12 protein-coding genes are annotated in these 18,058 nt (G+C 41.2%); 4 read left to right on the top strand and 8 right to left on the bottom strand.

Annotation, left to right across the window (positions count from 1 at the left end; all coding sequences use genetic code 11):
* Positions 1 to 105 precede the first annotated feature (105 nt).
* The 8 genes from L2672_RS13550 to L2672_RS13515 form a co-directional block, all read right to left on the bottom strand.
* A complete protein-coding gene (locus L2672_RS13550; protein WP_248996374.1) occupies positions 106 to 2,262 on the bottom strand; it encodes a hypothetical protein in 2,157 nt (718 codons plus the stop codon).
* Complete coding sequence (locus tag L2672_RS13545; RefSeq protein WP_248996373.1) at positions 2,259 to 3,479, bottom strand: hypothetical protein; 1,221 nt, start codon at positions 3,477 to 3,479, stop codon at positions 2,259 to 2,261. Before L2672_RS13545 ends, L2672_RS13550 begins: the two co-directional genes overlap by 4 nt.
* A 110-nt stretch (positions 3,480 to 3,589) precedes the next feature.
* Positions 3,590 to 4,999, bottom strand: a complete 1,410-nt coding sequence (locus L2672_RS13540) for a restriction endonuclease subunit S (RefSeq protein WP_248996372.1) — start codon at positions 4,997 to 4,999, stop codon at positions 3,590 to 3,592.
* A complete protein-coding gene (locus L2672_RS13535) occupies positions 4,996 to 6,597 on the bottom strand; it encodes a class I SAM-dependent DNA methyltransferase (RefSeq protein ID WP_248996455.1) in 1,602 nt (533 codons plus the stop codon). The genes L2672_RS13540 and L2672_RS13535 overlap by 4 nt, the downstream gene beginning before the upstream one ends.
* A 75-nt stretch (positions 6,598 to 6,672) precedes the next feature.
* On the bottom strand, positions 6,673 to 7,806 hold the full coding sequence (fic, locus tag L2672_RS13530; protein WP_248996371.1) for a protein adenylyltransferase Fic: 1,134 nt from the start codon (positions 7,804 to 7,806) through the stop codon (positions 6,673 to 6,675).
* 156 nt (positions 7,807 to 7,962) lie between these two features.
* Positions 7,963 to 11,508: a type I restriction-modification system endonuclease gene (gene hsdR / locus L2672_RS13525; RefSeq protein WP_248996370.1), complete on the bottom strand. Its 3,546-nt coding sequence runs from the start codon at positions 11,506 to 11,508 to the stop codon at positions 7,963 to 7,965.
* 181 nt (positions 11,509 to 11,689) lie between these two features.
* Positions 11,690 to 12,076 carry a hypothetical protein gene (locus L2672_RS13520; protein WP_248996369.1) on the bottom strand — a complete coding sequence of 129 codons (387 nt, stop codon included), beginning with the start codon at positions 12,074 to 12,076 and terminating at the stop codon, positions 11,690 to 11,692.
* Positions 12,077 to 12,084: 8 nt separating this feature from the next.
* On the bottom strand, positions 12,085 to 13,323 hold the full coding sequence (locus L2672_RS13515) for a tyrosine-type recombinase/integrase (RefSeq protein ID WP_248996368.1): 1,239 nt from the start codon (positions 13,321 to 13,323) through the stop codon (positions 12,085 to 12,087).
* A gap of 449 nt (positions 13,324 to 13,772) precedes the next feature.
* On the opposite strand from L2672_RS13515, the gene L2672_RS13510 reads away from it, so the two are divergent.
* The 4 genes from L2672_RS13510 to gltS all read left to right on the top strand — a co-directional run bounded on the left by L2672_RS13510 (position 13,773) and on the right by gltS (position 18,004).
* The gene (locus tag L2672_RS13510) at positions 13,773 to 14,609 is read left to right on the top strand and encodes a LysR family transcriptional regulator (RefSeq protein ID WP_248996367.1); all 837 of its coding nucleotides are present in this window, start codon (positions 13,773 to 13,775) and stop codon (positions 14,607 to 14,609) included.
* A 231-nt stretch (positions 14,610 to 14,840) separates the two neighbouring features.
* Positions 14,841 to 15,362 (top strand): magnesium transporter, encoded by a 522-nt coding sequence (locus L2672_RS13505; RefSeq protein WP_248996366.1) that lies wholly within the window; start codon positions 14,841 to 14,843, stop codon positions 15,360 to 15,362.
* A gap of 3 nt (positions 15,363 to 15,365) precedes the next feature.
* Positions 15,366 to 16,397 (top strand): HlyD family secretion protein, encoded by a 1,032-nt coding sequence (locus tag L2672_RS13500; protein WP_248996365.1) that lies wholly within the window; start codon positions 15,366 to 15,368, stop codon positions 16,395 to 16,397.
* Between the two features lie 383 nt (positions 16,398 to 16,780).
* Positions 16,781 to 18,004, top strand: a complete 1,224-nt coding sequence (gene gltS / locus L2672_RS13495; protein WP_248996364.1) for a sodium/glutamate symporter — start codon at positions 16,781 to 16,783, stop codon at positions 18,002 to 18,004.
* Positions 18,005 to 18,058 lie beyond the last annotated feature (54 nt).

The following is an 18,058-nucleotide window of genomic DNA, read 5'->3' as shown; positions in this document are numbered from 1 at the left end:
GTTTCTGGTTAACAGACAAGCTAAACCTTGTATCAAGGCTTTGTCACTTGTACTAGAGCAAAAACCGAGCTAATCATGTTTGGTTAGCTCGGCCAATTGACGCCCTTAGCCAATATTTAAAGTTGACTCCAGTTGTTTCAATATAAAGGTTACATCATCAGATACACCTTTAATCTTTTGCTCAATAATTTCCTTCAAATGACCATCAAGTATTTTCAATTGGCCACTCCATAGTGCAAATAGGAACTCTAAGGATGCTTCACCTTGAGGGTTTTCCCAGTTTCTAATAACTGCAATTATGATATCTGTCATTTGACGACTGTATACTTCATCGACGGCATAATTTAACTCAATAGGTTTTGCCGCTCTTAATAAACAGGCTTGTATAACACCATCATTAAAACGGTCAAAGCATACAGGGCTAATCAATGTCGAGTGGTAAGTTGTAGCTAAACCACTGTCATTCTTAATCCTTAAATCATGCAAAATCGCCTGAATTGTCCAATAAACATCTGCTTGAGTTGAGTCTTGAGTGCTTAGGTTTAACCCTCCCCAAAATGCAAAAGTCTCCCTCAATTTCAATGGCTTACCTATAGCTGATGTTAAAAACAAATCATCAGAGGAAGCTGCCTCAAGAGTCTTAGCTCTAGCGGCCAGTAGATTTGGTAATCTCTCTGGGGTGTCAGATAATGGATCTTCAATCTCACTGAAGGCTGAAAGTTTCTCTTTTTCTATTTCCCACACCGATTTACTCTTCTCACTAAATCTGGGTAAGTTACAACTCCTTAAAACAACCAGCTCAAACCCGCCTAAACATAAGTCTTTTTCAAGCTGCTCAAATGATGTTTGATTTGGTAATTTTGAAAAACCAACAAAGTAAGTAATCGTTGCAGACTTTGCGATGCCACGTAGCTTTCTTGCCGTTGCAAGTAATTTTCTTCCAGACGTTATCGCACCAGCCACTACAAATACTGACTGACTATCTTTAAGCTCTTCCTCATTTATCTCAGAGTATTTGACCCACTTAATAGTTTCATCATCAATTTCAGCCCGAATCGTTTGTGTTAGCGCCCACGATCCCTCGTCATCCAAAGAAATTACTGTTTGGATATCTCTAGAAAAATGCTTATTGAGCTTCTTTGTAAGCGTATCTTTAAAATTGTCAGGGCAAGGATCTAGCAACTTGTTTATATCAATATAAAAATGTTCTTTTTCCCAATCATCTCTTGGTGAAGTATCAAACTTCAAAAGCCCCTTAACGGCAAATTCCTTAAAGAAATTTTGACGCTTAGAACCAAAATCAACTTTTTTAATGACTAATAGCTCATGCTTAGGCGTTTCAGGTAAAAACTGTTCACCTTCAATTCGAATAACCTTCGAGCCTTGTTGGCAAAATTTACAATGTTCTTCTGGTACTGAAGTGATACCAGACTCCACAACACTCGATATATCAAAGAGCCCGCGTTGCTCACTAGGGATATGTGAAAAGAATAACGTCAAAATATTTTCAGTTGAAAATGCATTATCACGAATGAGATTTTTAACTAAACCGCCGCTGGTAGTCGCAGATACAATCACCAAGCTTTCTGAGCTAGTCACAAAACCATATGGTTCTTTAAATACTGAGTATGATTCAAAACTTTCAATTATAGGCTGTTGATGTTGGAAGTTTTTTGACAACTGCACTGCGATACTGACTAAGAATGAGATCGATGAAGTATCAACATATATTCTTTTAATATTATTAGTTAAATATGGTAGTAAGCTAATAGCTAAAAATGCGACTTCTACCCCTGATGTAAATAAATTTGATGCTCTAATAAACTTATCACAATGATCCCCTGATGGTTTTGCAAAATGATAGCTAGGTGAAGATGTAATAAGCCCCTTTCTACTTTTAAATATGTCATTGGCACCCGCAAGCATCATTTCATGTTTAAATAATACAGCTTCGCCGCCTCTTACGGTTGTAATATCACCATTTTCATCAACAGTGATGAATTCCAATTTATCCTCAACAGCACCCACAAATGATTCAAATTCAGAAGCAAACATTGAATTCGAAATAATTCCATCTACTACGCTAGCAGTTATTCCATAACCAAGAATTACAACGTCACTTGGCACTAAATTCAACATCACATCTTCTTTGATTTCTTTAATCAAAGAAGATATTTCAATGTCGGAATGGCAAAATAACACTAACGATTGCTTTGCTTCTTGGATGTCTTTTCTGAATCTAAATGAAAAATAACGGCTCATAATGAATACCCCGCTACTTCACTTTTATCAATAAGTGGTATTAATATAGTAATCGATACACCAGTGGCGTTGGCTTTCTGAGTAATATGTTCAGTACAGCATTTCTGCGAGTCCCAATCCATAAATTCATAGCTATCACTTCCTTGCTCAACAAAAGGTTGCCCAACAAAGTCACGATATAAAGCTAATCTATTACTCCTCACCCTCATAAATCCGTTTAAGTGAGTGAGATTCGCCATTACTGCAGGTAGGCCATTACCTTTAACTAGGCTATTTGAGGATGTACTTCTAAATTTGAAGCATTTTTTAAGTATTTCATACTCTTCTGAAATAGAAATTTGCTCAATAGTCCCATCTTTAGGGTTATCAGCAAGCCAACGCCCGCTATAGCCTAATCCCGCATCAATAATACTAACCTCAATAAATCGATTAGTTGACCGATCAGTCTTCTTTAACCCAGCTAAATAGCCTTGTAAAACTTCGTCATGACTAATTGAATTCGATACAGCATCGTCAGATAAATTAATGCCATAGGTATAAATCAGTCTAGTTGCAGGCTTTAGCCACGCATTTCTATTCTTATCACGGCTACCATGTTCATGTGTATTAACGAATAACTCATAAAACATTCGACCTAACTCATTCACACTATCAGCTTTAGGCAGCACCCCTCCACCAGCAACATTAGAGGACTTTCTCACCATAGAACTAATTATATTTGTAATTTGTTCTAAGCTTTGTGGTGCGGCATGTTGGGTGGGTGAAGATAGGTAAAAGTTACGGTCAAATCCTTTGGTACTATGATCTACAAAGGAGTACCAACAAAGTCGTCCATGCTGTTGCCCATAAGAATGTTCGGGTTGTTGTTCTATTGCCATCTTGGCTAAACTGTTTATTGATTTTTTCACATCTAATTTAGGTTCTATATTTAAATCAGCCGTTTTTGCCATCATTGCAGCTGTAAACTTATATGGCGATTTAACAATGTTCGCTAATTGCTCTTCAACCTCGGCCGAACTTGCTTTAATAACCAGTTCACGTTTTTCATTAAAGCTAGCCCAAGTATTTACGGCCTGAATTGCCGCAGCGTAGCCTCCAAACGCAAGATTTTTTGACGCGATAGGAAGCTCTAGCTCTTGGTTATTTTGTACTTCACATATTTTGGATATAACATCCTCAATTTTCTCTATATTTAGAGAGGCTGGCAGTGTGACCATACTTACTATTCCCTTATTTTTAATCTTGATTTGAATTTCAAGTTATCTAACTAAACATCAGTACTTTTCTATCCATGGTGATCACTATTAGGCCAGCGACCATTTTCATATTATGCAGTGACTTTCTTTACTCTTGGCTTTTTAGTTGGCTTCTTTTTAACAGCAAGCGCTTCGCGTTCGGCTTTGATGCGCTCAAGCAAGGCCTGTGCGCTGTTTTCGCCGCTAATGAGTTCAGGGTTAGCGGCGCGCCAGTCGGCGGTGAGTTCGCCTCTAAAGGCTTTAGCGAGTATCGACTGGGTGAGGTTGTTGACCCGTGTTTGTGCAGCATTGACCTGCGCTTCGACTTTATCGGCGAAAGCAAACAATTCTTCGACACGGCGGACTATTTCGTTTTGTTCTTCATACTCAGGAATCGGTAAAACAAAATCTTTTAATATTTTCGCTGGTAACTGTGGTTGTGCAGATCCTGTTTTCTGATCTTCAATTAACTTTTGGAAATAAGGAGATGCTACGAGAATCTTGAAGTAGTCATTGATAAATTGCGCATCCTTCTTTCGAAGAATTAACATGCCTGAATTTATACGAACAACATCGTAAGGTACGGTTTCATCATAGGAGGCGACATAACCAAGGGTTCCTCTTGTTGTGATAACTATATCACCTCGCTCTAGCCTACCTTTCCGTAAGATAGAGTCCTTTTCTTTTGAAATAAAAACTGTATTACTAAAGTCGAAGCCAAACTGCCTAACATTTTTTGTCGACAGGAAAAGGGAATATCCACTATGTAAATAGTCATCTTTTTTGGGATAATTTGGCCCTCGATCTCCGTCAATACATTCAAAACAGTTTTTGAGTTGTTCATTGCGCCATTCGGATCTGCTTTCCGTCAATTTGCCACTGACAGCGGCGGCGAGGACGGATTGGCGGAATGATTTTAAGATGGCGGGGATGGCATCGAGGCGGGCTTTAGTGCTTTCCACCTGTGCCAGTAGCTCATCCAGCTTGTCGGCTATGACTTTTTGTTCGGCTAGTGGGGGGAGCGGAAAATCGAAATGTGATAATTTTTTACGAGTAATGCGTTTTCGAGTCGTTCCAGTTGCCTCAAGAGCTATTATATTTCTAATAACAGAACTATTTATCCAATGCATTAATACTTTAGGATAAATGCCTGCTCTATCATCTAAGCGAATTAAACATACATCTACAACTGTGACGGCTTCATGTTCAATTTTAGGAAATAAACATGCCCGCCCCAATGGATCTGGCATTCGTGCGATTAAAACATCATTCTCTTTCAAGAAAGTGCAATTTAATCTTTGAGCTGACGCAACATTCATAAATCTATTAGATTTATTTAGGAACTCTCCATCACCAATATCAGCTAACTGAATTAACCGTATATTACCTTCTGGATCTTGATCTTTAGACTCGACCCAATCACCATCAGAAATAACGCCTTCATAACTGATAAGTTCATCAAGCTTAGCTAATGCCCAACCTTCAGGGATCACTTGGTTCATCCTTTCACCCCACCAGCCAATGACTTAACCAAAGCTTCAAGATCAGCCAACGCGCCTTTTAGTTCAGTCATGGCTTCACCTGCCAATTCTTCTGGCGTACCTAAATCAGCTGCATCGACGCTGTTAGCATCTTTAAGCCATGAGATATCCAATGAATCTGATTTGGTGTCGCGAATGAAATCACGACTAAAGACGCGCCAACGACTTTTTACTAAGGGACGCTCAGGGCTGTCACTTGCTTGCTGCGCTTTCTCGCTGCCGTCTATACCTTTATTCACAACTGAATCATCAACTGCGGCTTCTTCGGCATTAAAGCTCCACTCACCTTCCTTGCGGTCGGCTAATGGAGTGTTATACACGACCTCAAACGGGGTTAAATGCTGCGAACCGAATGGGGTGCGTTTGCCAAAGCTTGGCATGTTGGTTCGTAAGTCATACACCCAAGTATTGGTGGTGCAGTTTTCTTCTTGGTGCTTGTCGGCTTCTGAGCCCTTGGTAAAGAACAGCACGTTTGTCTTAACGCCTGCCGCATAGAAGATACCTGTCGGTAAACGCAAAATAGTATGCAGGTTACACTTGTGCATTAAGTCACGGCGGATATCGGTACCGACGCCAGCTTCAAATAACACGTTATCCGGCAATACCACCGCAGCACGGCCACCCGGTTTAAGGTTGCGGTAAATGTGCTGCAAAAACGCTAGCTGTTTGTTGCTGGTGGGGTAAGTTAAATCGTCACGGGTGATCGAGGCATCACCGCCTTTACTGGTACCAAATGGTGGGTTAGCCAGAATGATATCGGCTTTAGGCAATGCTGCACCGACTTGGCCGAGTGAGTTACCTAAATGCACCACCCCTTCATCATCGCCTTCCATGCCATGCAGTAGGCAGTTCATTAAGGCTAAGCGGCGGGTTGAGGGGACCAGCTCAACCCCAACAAAGGCTTTGTTTTTTTGAAAATCTTTTTGTTTGTCGTTTAAATCATAGAGTTCATCGGTTTGGCTTTTAATGTACGTATCGGCGGCAATCAAAAAGCCTGCGGTACCAGCAGCAGGGTCTTGAATGACTTCGCCTGCTTGTGGGTTGATGACCCGCACCATAGAGTCGATTAATGCGCGAGGGGTAAAGTATTGGCCTGCGCCTGATTTTGTCTCGTTGGCGTTTTTTTCTAACAAGCCTTCGTACAAGTCGCCTAAGCCGTCTTTTTGAGCGCTAAACCAGTCGATCGAGTCGAGTGACTTAATGAGTTGCTTTAAATGACGTGGCTCACGCAGGCGGGTTTGGGCATCGGCATAAATGGCTAGAATCAATGGGTCGGCGTGTAGGGTGTTACCTTCGCTGTCTTTACCTGTCGATAAGGTGAGTAACATACGCTTATAGTCATCAAGCAGGTTTAAGCCGTCCTTATCGCTTAAGTCGGTCCAGCGGCAGCCTTCTGGTAGGGTGTGCTTATTGAGTAAGCCCGCTTCGCTGTTTTCGTGGACCATTTTAATGAATAGCAGTAAGACGAGCTCGGTAACGTAGTCAGAATAGTTAATGCCGTCGTCACGCAGTACGTCACACAGGTTCCACAGTTTTTGTACGATGTCGTTGTTGTTCATTGGGTTCTCAATGTTTAATTTGGTTAATGATTGCTGCTGGCTAATTAACTGCATGCTTTACATTAGTTGGTTTAATTACTTGTTGTTACTCGCATCAAAGTACGGGCTAAACTGATTACTGTCTTTGGTCATCAGGGTAACGAATTTAGGGTGAACAAATAGCTTTTCTTTGCCCGATTGCACCTCTTGCAATACACCAATGTCACACAGCTGTTTTAGGTAAACAGAGGCAGTTTGGCGCTTTGCTATGTCGTTTTCAACTAGGTTTTGAATACGACAATAGGGCTGTTCAAAAATCACTTGTACTAGCTCATGACTATAGATTTTAGGTAACTGCTGACGCACATATTCTGTGGTGTGTTCAATTAACTCACGAGCGGCGGCAATTTTGTGGGTGGTCCACTTAGCGGTTTGTTCAACGGCATTAAGCATAAAGATGATCCAAGGTTGCCATTCTTGCTTGGTGGTCACATTTAGCAGTAAGCGGTAATAATCTTGCTTATTGGCCACGATATAGCGGCTTAGGTACAAAATAGGGGAGCTAAGCAGCTGTTGGTCAATCAGGTAAAGAATATTAAGCACGCGGCCTGTGCGGCCATTACCATCAATAAAGGGATGTATGGCTTCAAACTGGTAATGGGCCATGGCCATTTTAATCAGTGGGTCAACATCATCTGCATTGTGTAAAAAGGCTTCCCAGTTGCTGAGCAAGTCACGAATAACACCTTCACCTGCTGGTGGGGTGTAAATCACCTCACCGGTGGCCTGATTGGTTAAGCTGGTACCAGGTACTTTACGCACGTCCATTTGGACTGATTTGATGGTGCTGCAAATTTCTAGTGCCGTGGTTACACACAATGGACGGCTAGTGAGTTCAGTAAAGCCTTGGAATAAAGCGGTGCGATAACGCAGCGCCTCCTTGGTCATCGGGTCGGCTTGGCTGTCTTCTTGGGCATACTGAAATAGTTTGTCTGTGGTAGTGACTATGTTTTCAATCTCGCTACTGCCTTGCGCTTCAAGTAGTGGCAGTAAGTTAATGAGCAGGCCTTGGTTAGGCAGTAACTCATCAGCTTGCTTTAACTCAGCAAGGGCGGCACGGGCAGGAATACAAGCTTTGAGTATGGGTAAGGTTTCGGCCAACTCACCGAGTTTGCTGTCTAGCGGTAACGGCGGTAAATGGTTGTACGCTTGGTCAGCTTGCCATTTCATGTGTAAAAAACCTTCATTTATCGACATAAATAGAGAATGCAGTGAGCTTATGTCGATTCAATCGACATGTAAAGCAAACATGTTTATAAAAGCTTACTTTATCGACATGTGTTACGTATTTTGAGTGAATATGTCGATTGCATCAACATAATCACGCTAACTTGCTAACCAAAGATATTCGTTCAGTTCATCGATAATGGTATCAAGTTGATCATCAAGTACACGGTTAAATTGCTTTACTCCGCCTTGGTCGGCAAAACGTTGGTTTACAAATGCCTTATCAATCACAGCCTCATGCACTAGCTGCTTGGCTAAACGATCAAGCCACTTACATTGCAGCGGGTTCCAGTCATGTTCGCTGTATATACGTTGCATCGCTTTGCTGACTCGTTGCTCAAAGGGTATAAGGGCTTCATCAAGCGCCGCTTGACGAATATAACCAATAATACTGGCAGCAATGTCTTGGTTGGTATTTTTACGCCATGCGCTTTGCAAATGGGCCTCACTATAACCCGCTGCATCTAGCATTAATTTCACTTCTTTCAGTTGTTCTCGCGTGAGGTCTTTAGGGCGACTCACCACCACTGACAAGGCTACCGATTGGTTAATATTCTGCTTAATGAAATGGTTAAAGCTTTCCAGATAATCAGCGGGCTTTTCGTGTACGCCATAGTTTTGCTGACGGCTTATTAGTGCATCATCTCCACCATAGATAATTGGCATAGCGTCACTGCCAACTAAATAACGCACCTCAGCTAACTGATTGATTAAGCTTTTATGTTGTTTGAAAAATTGAGATGCCTCTTTAGGTCCAATTTGATGTAAATGCTGGTGGAGCTTATCAGGTGCAACGCCCCATAGCCCCTCAAGTTGATCGAGTTTGGCTTTTAACTCTGGTTTATTCTCCGCCTTTTTAACGGCTTTACGCATCACCCGCATGACTTTTTGGCCAAGCTGATTAAGTACATCATCGGCGTGGCTAGTGCCTACCTGTTCACCTGGAGCGTCTAGTGCCTGTGTTAACTGGTCATCATCACTTAACTCTTCCACCAGCTGTTCAAGGGTGATGTTAGGGTCCTTGACGATCGGCTTCATGGTGTTGACGGCTTCAAGCGCACTATAAATATCTACAGGGTCATAAATCTTGAAGGCGGTTTTACCAATGTCATCACAACGACGGGTCGCACGGCCCATCATTTGCTCGTACAAGATGCGCGATTTAACACGGCGTAAAAACACCAAATGACAAATTTTAGGTACATCAATGCCGGTTGAAAGTAGATCAACGGTAATAGCGATATTTGGGTAGCGTTCGTTTTTGTATTGGCGAATAAGCTGACTGACTTTATCGCTTTGGCCGGTAATTTTAGCCACGGCGGCTTGATTGTATTCATCGCCATACAGCTCAATAAATGCTTTGTCTAATAGGCGTTTCACCATGTCTGCATGTACGTCTGTGGCACAAAAAATCATGGTTTTTTCATCGCCGAATGGGTCTAGCTCTTTGGTTAACTCTTGGCAGATAACATCGTTAAATGACTCGGTTATGACCCTTTTGTTGAATGACTCAATATCAAACTTTAATTCATCGTCTAAATCAGCGGTTTCTATTTCACCTGTTTGGGTATTAATAGCGGTAACGGTTTCACCCTTTTCAAACTTGATACCGTGTTTGTTAAGTTGGGTTTCATACCTAATCGGTGGTTCATGGTCGATAAGCCAATCGTCTGCCACGGCCTCGCGGTAACTATAGATGTACACAGGCTTACCGAAAATTTCACTGGTATGCTTGGCTGGCGTTGCAGTTAATCCAATACGCACCGCATCGAAATAATCGAGTACTCGACGGTAACTAGACAGGTATTGACTAGCATCTCGGGTTGCTAGCTCACCTTCCGTCATTTGCTGATCTAACGCATAGCCTCGGTGGGCTTCATCAACAATAATGCAGTCGAACTCATCAAGTGGTGGCGGTGTGTCAGACATAAAAATGCGCTTGACCATGGCTTGCACTGTGGCCACTTGAATGCGGGTTTCGGCTTCACTGGCCATATCGCCTAATTCGGCAATGTTGTAAATAGACGATAGTACCTTGTTTTGTTCCAGCTTGGCTTCGTTAAAGGAGTCGCATGCTTGCTCACCTAATGCGGTTCTATCAACAAGAAACAAGATACGTCTAAAGCGTTCAGCTTTTAAGAAGCGATACATTAAACCAATAATAGTACGGGTTTTACCTGTGCCCGTTGCCATTGCCAATAGGCACTCGGTTTTATCTTGCGCTAAAGCAGATTCAACCGCTGCAATGGCTTTTTGTTGATAATCACGCAGCCCCAGGTAATCAAAGCCCTCTTGTTGGAGTTGCTGCTCAGCATCTTCACGGCTACGTTTTAACTTATCGAGCAGGCCATCTGGCGAATGAAACTGTTGCAATGCTTTCTTTGCATTGCTGTGTTTGCGCGTATCCCTAAACCAAGTGCCCGATAACTCGGCCAGTTGCTTATTAAATTCGCGGCCATTGCAGGAATAGACAAAGGGAATGTGATAGTGGCCGTCGTCTTCATCCGCCCAAGCAACGGTGTGCCCCTCGAGTTCCCATGCCCCTTGTTGTGTTGATGGCAGTTTATAGCCTTTAGAATAACGCTCTGCTTGAGTTATTTTACCCGCAACATTGGAGTTCTCTTTTTTAGCCTCAACAATAGCAATAGGGGTTAGGCCACAAAACAACACATAGTCAGCTCGCCCCTGCTGGCCCTTATATGATGTTGGCCATTCGGCAATGGCGAGGTTTTTACCTTTTTCGGGTCGAGTGCCTTTGCGATAATCTAATCTTTGGGTATCAGCTGTCCACTTAGCCTCATTGAGTTGCTGGTCAATTAACACCCGAGTGAGCTCTTCGCTAAGCTCAATATGACTACCGGCTTTGCTGGCTTGCTTGCTTAAGGTTGACCTATTTTTACTGGCTGCTTTACTGTCTGCTTGTGCTTGTTGAGCCAATTCTGCTCGAAGCGCTTTAATACGAGACTCAAAAAGTAACTTTTGCTGCGCTAAAACCTTTTCATGTTCTGCTGCTTGCTTTGATAAAGCTCGCGCTTCTGCATCCATTTGTTCAGCAAGGACTGCGTACTCTTCTTTTTCACGGGCGATTAATTCGGTTAGCTGTTGATTATCAGTTAACTGCTGGTGGTTATCGTTTAGTTCACTGCGTAATTGCTCAATTTGAGTTTGCAAGTCTTGTAACTGCTTACTTGGGTCTTGAGGTGGGACAAACGGGCCTGCTTTAAATGGTGTTTTAAGATTGCCAAAGGCATGGTGAAACCATATTGCTAAACTGCGAGCGAGCTTTAAACCTTCTAGCGCTTCTTTATGCTGGGTTCTAAACTGATGAGTAGCTTTATTACCTTCGATTCTTAAAGAATGAAATAGTTGGCGAACTACAGGTTCTAAATTAAGGTCACGGTGAATTTTATAAAGCAGATCGGCTTGGGTCGTTTTGCCATCAAGCTCAATACCGCATCTAGCGGCAATATCCTGAGCCATTGCTTCACCTAACTGACGAAGCTTTATCAATGTCGTATTAGGGTCGCTAGTAAAAGCACGCTCAGCACTGCTGGCTAAGTCAATGAATATGGGGTCATATGATTCGAGAAAGCTAAAATTTACTGATTTTATATCTGTGCTTTGACTCTGTATATCCAATGCCATCGTTCCCTCGCAGCGCTGCAATAAATTTTACTGACTTGACTTTAATCATACTCTGTAAAAGTTTAAGAATCACCAAATTGTTATTACAGATGTGCATACAGATCAAAAGATACAAATGAATTGATAACAAGACATTCAGACACTGATATACAGCTGTCTTGTTAGCAAATTAACTCGAAAACTAATATATAACCCCTTCCGTTTCCTTTTCATATGTCGCTTTTTCTCGCTCCTGTTCGGCAGTTAGCGGCAGGTCATCAGCTAATTTTGCAGCTTCAAATTCAGGAGATAAAAATACTTGATATCCAAGCTCTTTTAACAAAGATGACATTCTTATCGGTGAAGTGATAAGTTCACCATGCTCTGAATCATAAGCAATGTGACCATACATGAGTTTGCCGTCACATATGATTTTTAATGAGCTCAGTATGCTGCTGGGCAATGTTGACACTACACAAGGGGCACTTAACCTCTTATCAAACGAGCGTAGACTTCCAATCGACTCTAAAGTCACTTCAAATTGATCAACATTACCAACAGCTAACATTGAAACCTTAACTGCTGACATAATCACTCCTAATTATTAATTTGAGTATTTAATAGTTCGATTTCACTGTCTATTAAGCCAATTACATCCAACCATTTATCAAGTGCTATCGCCTTTTCATCTATATACTGACTGCGGTTGTAGATCCCTGCTACGCCGCTAATAGAATGACCTAATAGATGCTCAACAATATGTGGCGCGACGCCTATATCACTAAGCCGAGTTGCTAATGTTCTTCTAAAGTCATGAAAAGTCCACTTATCTTCATGTCCAAGCTTTTTCCAAATTGAGCCACCATATGCACTAACAGCTTCAGAGTTCTTTAATTCACCCAACACATACCCTGACTTCTGATGTTTAGCTTTTAACCTTTTAAGCCATGGATACATGCTTTTAGGTATTGGGCGTATAATCAACTCTGCAGTCTTACTATTGGCTTTAGGTACGGTCCATAACCCTTTTTCAAAATCCCATTCTTTCCAGGTTGATAGGCGAACCTCTTGGGTTCGCGCACCGAATACAATCAGTAACCAAATTAGATTACTATAGTAATTTTTAAACGCTGATGTTTTCACGCTATCAATAACATCTTGTAATTCGACCTCATTAAGAACCCTATCTCGCTTATTTTGCTTCTTACCAACGTCTGTTGTCGTTAAGTCATCAATAACGTAGCTGGTGGCGTACTCTCTTTTTCTACAAAATAACAATGCTTGCTTTGCGCCTTGCAAGACTTGACCAGCTGCGACTGGAGCTCCCTTTCGTTCATTAGGGATACCCTTCTTAATTCGGTCAAAACATTCCAACCATTGCGGTTTAGTGGTTTTCTCTAAAGGATACTTTCCAATATAGGGGTATAAATGGCGTTCAAATTGGGCTTTTGTCTTATCAACGTTTTTTCGATGTTCTGTGGCATATTCCACCAGCCAATACTCAAGCGCCTCTTTAACTGTGACCGCTTCTTTACGTTTAACTTTAACAAGTGATAACTGAATAACAGGATCTTCGCCGTTATCTAACCATTCTCGACACTGATCTCGTTTAGCTCTAGCTTGTTTGATTGACGTTTCAGGATATCTACCCAAACTAGCCCACTTAGGGTTAGTCTCTCGACCACCAAGTCGGTATCTAAAAATCCAGCCAATTACGCCTGTTTTTGATATACGAACAGATAGCCCATCACCATCTGCAATGACAGCTTTCCCCACATAGGGCTTACCCACAATCTTACGTAATAACGTGTCTGATAACTTATTAATAGCCGCCATATCAATCCTAACTTGCTACACACCGTGCTACACACCACTTGCTTAACCAAGCAAAACAGTCGCAAACACCTCAGAACATCATTATCAGTAAACACATGATAATTATCAACTTAAATTAAAAACCTCGAACAACACCAAACTCACAGAAACATAAAAAATGGTAAATTAGATAATACGGCATGAACTAAGACTTAATGTCTAAGTGATTGTATAAAAACGGGCTTTCCAGCAATGGTAAGCCCGTTTTTGTTTATGTGTACCCCCATATGTATCCCCCATGCTTTATTGCCCTGTTGCAGTTTATTTAATCCGTACTCGACTCCCCTAAACTGTAATTATCCATCATTGACGACGCACGCCTATTTACTCTATCGTAATGAATCGATAATTGGATTTTGTAGTTATCGTTTCACTTAATAATCGCTCGCTTGATATTAGAGACTTTTAATTTGGATCTTAATCTACTCACGACATTCTTGGCGGTTTATAAGCAACGCTCAATTACGGCAGCCTCGGAACAATTAAACCTAACTCAACCAGCGGTGAGTGCCGCAATCAAGCGTTTAGAAAAAGTGGTGGGCAACACGCTATTTGTACGTGAAGGTAGAGGGATTTCGCCAACTGGGGCTGCAGTGTCTTTAGCCAATAAAGTTGAAGATCCATTACACATTATCCAATCTGTTGAGCAACAAATTAATAATTTAAACGTATATTGTGCTGAAAGCTTGATGCCATTTGTATGTCATATAAAAGGCATTAATATTATTGAAGCGCCCTTATCTGAAGAAGAGCTATTTAATGCGCTTATTTCTCAAAAAGTCGATATTGCCATTGATGTCACATCCAGTAAAAAGCACTCGGTAGTGGAAGAACTATTATTTGAAGACGAAGCGGTATGCCTTGTTAGAGCAGACCACCCTAGAATAACGAATACCCTTACTGAGCAAAATTATTTTGAAGAACAACATATTGCGTTGAAAATTAAACGCGCAGATATGAATATCGTGGACTTTTTATCTGATACAGACATTAAGCCGCGTAAACTCACTATTGAAACCAGCTCTATTTCAAGCATGTTAATGCTGGCAAGTTCGACTGATTATATTGCATCTTCAACCCGTGCATTTGCAGAAAAACTTGCACCACAGCTAGGACTCAAAATTTTCTCTGTTCCACTCAGCTTAAGGCCTATCCAGTTTAGAATGCTTTACCACAGACGTTATTTAAACGATGAACAACACATTAAAATACGTGAAGCGATAAAACAGGCAGTATCACAGCATTAATAGATCAATTAGCATTTAATATCAACAATATGACATTAAATCACTCATAACAGTTACAGTAGTTCAAACCAGCCATTCATAAATACCATTTATACCACAACCCTATTTCAGCTTATTTTTCTTAACCACCTATTACCTTAAAGTACTTCCCATCAGCAAGCAGCTAATACCGTGTTAAACACAAAAAAGTGTTTGTGACCGAGTATTTTAACAAAGTAGGGCTCTCTCAATATGAAATCCGATAATCACGTTAATGTTGAGCACGTAAAAAACCAGCGCGCTTCAAGGCTCAAATGCTGGACAGTTTCTCTCATCAAAGGTGGGGCAATTTTTAGTATTTTCATATTGCTTAGCCAATTTTTTAAGCTGTTATCCACCATTAACGGTACCAATATTCCAGCAGGCTATTATAGCGAGCCAATGCCGACGATTTTAGGCTTGCTCGACTCAGAATTTTTTATGGGCGTCATATTTGTTATCACCTTAACGGTATTAGCCTATGTGCTTTATTTATTGTGGCAATTACATGAAATTGCCGTCCATAAAAGTGAAAAAATAAACAGTCATCAGGCTAATTTGGTATTTGCTTTGTCATTGTGTGGTTTGTTTTTGCATAAAGCGTGGTGGGTTTTGGCAGTCATTATTGCCTTTACCAACTGGCACGCCATTAGTAACGCCCTAAGTAAAGTGATTCATAACGGGATTTATTCTACTAAATCAGATAATAAACAAATTCAAAAAGACGAGGCCTAAACGATGAAAGAAATAATGATCCCTTATATTTTTATTGTGTGGTTACTGGTGAAAATGGGCGTAATTAGATGGACACTGCGTAACGCGGTGATCAGTATTAGTATTGGTGCCACTATTGCCTTCATATTATTTACCGCTCACAGATTTTGGTCACCGGCAGATTTAACCGACAGCTCAACGGTCAAAGCGCCACATGCCGTATTAAGCCCATTAATTGGGCAGCAGGTTAAAGACATTTATGTCACCCATAACCAAAAGGTCAAAAAAGGCGATGTGCTTTATACCTTAGAATCTAAAGACTCTGAAGAAGAGATTAACAGTTTGAAATCGACTTTAAATGCCATTTATCACAAGTCAGAAAGCATTAAAAAGCAAATAGCGTTAGATCATAAAAACTATCAACGCTTAATTAAATTAAACGAATATAGTGCTGAAATGGAACGTGATGACTTACTAGTAAGAATCGAGCGTGGCGAGTCAGAGTTAATGGCAACCGAGGCCGAAGCTGAAGCCACCACCGCGAGTATTAATCAACTAGAATGGTTAAATGAACGCAATACCGTTGTCGCGCCATTTGACGGTGTCATTGGGGTAGTCAATATTGCCCAAGGCTCTAGACTAGGGAATTTGTACCTCTATAACACCAACAAGAAATTTGTTGAAATGCGTGTAAGTGACCAAACATATCGCCATATTAAAAAAGGCCAATTTGCTGAGTTTTATGTCGACTCTCACCCTGGAGAAATTTTCAGAGGCCGAGTAAATAGTGTTACCTCAAATACCGGAGAAGCCGAAATATCAGTGCGAGGTAATACTCAATCCGTTAGCCAACATGTTGGTCAAAATGGGGGTACACACGGACGAACTATCATAATTGAATTTGATGAACCAGCAGGATACGACATCCCATTAGGTGCAACAGGATCAGCATGGGTATCAGCGGCTAAACCTCATCCGGCATTGGGCTTTATGGATATTATTGGCGCCGCAACCGTGAGGTTAAAAGCATTAAAAGCCTACTTTAGTGCTCTTTAGTTGGTAGATTAACGTACTAATTTACTTCATATTTAGTCGCAAGCTACCTATAAAACAGGTAGCTTTGCTGCTTCTAGCAGCAAATAAGCGCTACCCGCTTAAATTAGTTAGCAACTAAACCCCTCCGTTAAAAAAGCGTTAAACCCAGCTGTAAACACCCCAGAAAAAACAACATTTACCTAGGTATGTATAAACTAAGGTAAATAACTCAGTAAACTGAACGCGCTTAGGCGGCTTGAGCAGTAACAATTACACAACAAAAGTCGAATTGTTCACTTCATCATGGCCAGTTCACGTTATACTAATAAGCTAATATAAAACCTAAGCATTCATCAGTAAGGGATTACTGAAGTCAAATTGCCTTCATATTGTTAAGGAGTCCTATGAATTCTGTTTATTCAATCGGTGAACTCGAATCATTCATCATTGCTATTTTGGTATTGTTTATTGGTCACGGTGTTAACCGTAAAGTGCCTTTTTTGAAAAAATACAATATTCCAGAACCCATTGTAGGTGGCTTAATTGTTGCTGCAGTTATTACCGTTTTACACTTCAACAAAATTGGGTTGCAGTTTAGTTTATCGATGCAAAATACCCTAATGCTGATGTTTTTCAGCTCTGTAGGTCTAGCGGCCAGTTATAAGTTACTTATGAAAGGTGGTGCCAAGGTCTTCCTATTTTTAGGAGTCGCTTCACTTTATATTATTATCCAAAACGGCGTAGGTGTGAGTTTAGCTTCTGCGTTGGGACTTGAGCCAATAATGGGCTTAATTGCGGGTTCAATAACTTTATCCGGCGGCCACGGTACCGGGGCAGCATGGGCCCAAACCTTTGAACAAGACTATGGCATTCAAACGTTAGAGTTTGCCATGGCAGCGGCCACCTTTGGTTTAGTCATGGGCGGCATTATTGGCGGCCCCGTTGCTCAGCGCATTATTAGTAAAAACAACTTAGTATCGTCATACGGTGTTGGCGGCAATCACCATACTGATCATCCAGACTTAGTCACTTACGATCAGTTAGAAGAAGACCGAGTTACCGCTAAAAGTATACTTGAAGTGTTATTTATAATGCTGATGTGTGTTGCTGGCGCTAAATGGACCAGCTACTTTGTGGCTGAATACAACCTAGGTTGGATGAAAATGCCTGACTTCGTCTACGCCCTGTTTTTTGGTGTTGTATTTGCCAACATTACCGAAGTGTCACGAGGTTACAAAATTAAAAGTGAGTCGGTTGATGTGCTAGGAACCGTGTCGTTAGCGTTGTTTTTATCCATGGCGTTAATGAACTTAAAACTGTGGGAGATTTTTGATTTAGCTATCCCACTATTGATTATCCTGATGGCACAAACGGTTATTTTAGGTTTATTTGCTTACTTTGTAACATTCAAAGTTATGGGTTCTAACTATGATGCCGCCGTTATTTCTGGAGGACATTGTGGGTTTGGTATGGGCGCAACCCCTACTGCCGTAATGAATATGGGGGCATTAGTTTCAAGAACTGGGCCTTCACCTCAAGCCTTTATGGTGGTGCCGATTGTGGGCGCATTCTTTATTGATATTGTGAATGCCATTATTTTACAGGGCTATTTAAGCTTTATGGGTTAATTTATAACCTAATGAAATAAACAAAAGGCAGCGATTAAGCTGCCTTTTTTATAC

Origin of the sequence: Shewanella gaetbuli (genome assembly GCF_023284065.1) — a bacterium.
Taxonomy (GTDB): domain Bacteria; phylum Pseudomonadota; class Gammaproteobacteria; order Enterobacterales; family Shewanellaceae; genus Shewanella; species Shewanella gaetbuli.
The sequence above is the reverse complement of the archived record's forward strand: the minus strand, read 5'-3'. Positions and strand labels throughout refer to the sequence as shown.

Coding starts and splice junctions, on each gene's coding strand:
- L2672_RS13550 (WP_248996374.1), bottom strand. CDS start 2,262: ATGAGCCGTTATTTTTCATTTAGATTCAGAAAAGACATCCAAGAAGCA.
- L2672_RS13545 (WP_248996373.1), bottom strand. CDS start 3,479: ATGGTCACACTGCCAGCCTCTCTAAATATAGAGAAAATTGAGGATGTT.
- L2672_RS13540 (WP_248996372.1), bottom strand. CDS start 4,999: ATGAACCAAGTGATCCCTGAAGGTTGGGCATTAGCTAAGCTTGATGAA.
- L2672_RS13535 (WP_248996455.1), bottom strand. CDS start 6,597: ATGAACAACAACGACATCGTACAAAAACTGTGGAACCTGTGTGACGTA.
- fic (WP_248996371.1), bottom strand. CDS start 7,806: ATGAAATGGCAAGCTGACCAAGCGTACAACCATTTACCGCCGTTACCG.
- hsdR (WP_248996370.1), bottom strand. CDS start 11,508: ATGGCATTGGATATACAGAGTCAAAGCACAGATATAAAATCAGTAAAT.
- L2672_RS13520 (WP_248996369.1), bottom strand. CDS start 12,076: ATGTCAGCAGTTAAGGTTTCAATGTTAGCTGTTGGTAATGTTGATCAA.
- L2672_RS13515 (WP_248996368.1), bottom strand. CDS start 13,323: ATGGCGGCTATTAATAAGTTATCAGACACGTTATTACGTAAGATTGTG.
- L2672_RS13505 (WP_248996366.1), top strand. CDS start 14,841: ATGAAATCCGATAATCACGTTAATGTTGAGCACGTAAAAAACCAGCGC.
- L2672_RS13500 (WP_248996365.1), top strand. CDS start 15,366: ATGAAAGAAATAATGATCCCTTATATTTTTATTGTGTGGTTACTGGTG.
- gltS (WP_248996364.1), top strand. CDS start 16,781: ATGAATTCTGTTTATTCAATCGGTGAACTCGAATCATTCATCATTGCT.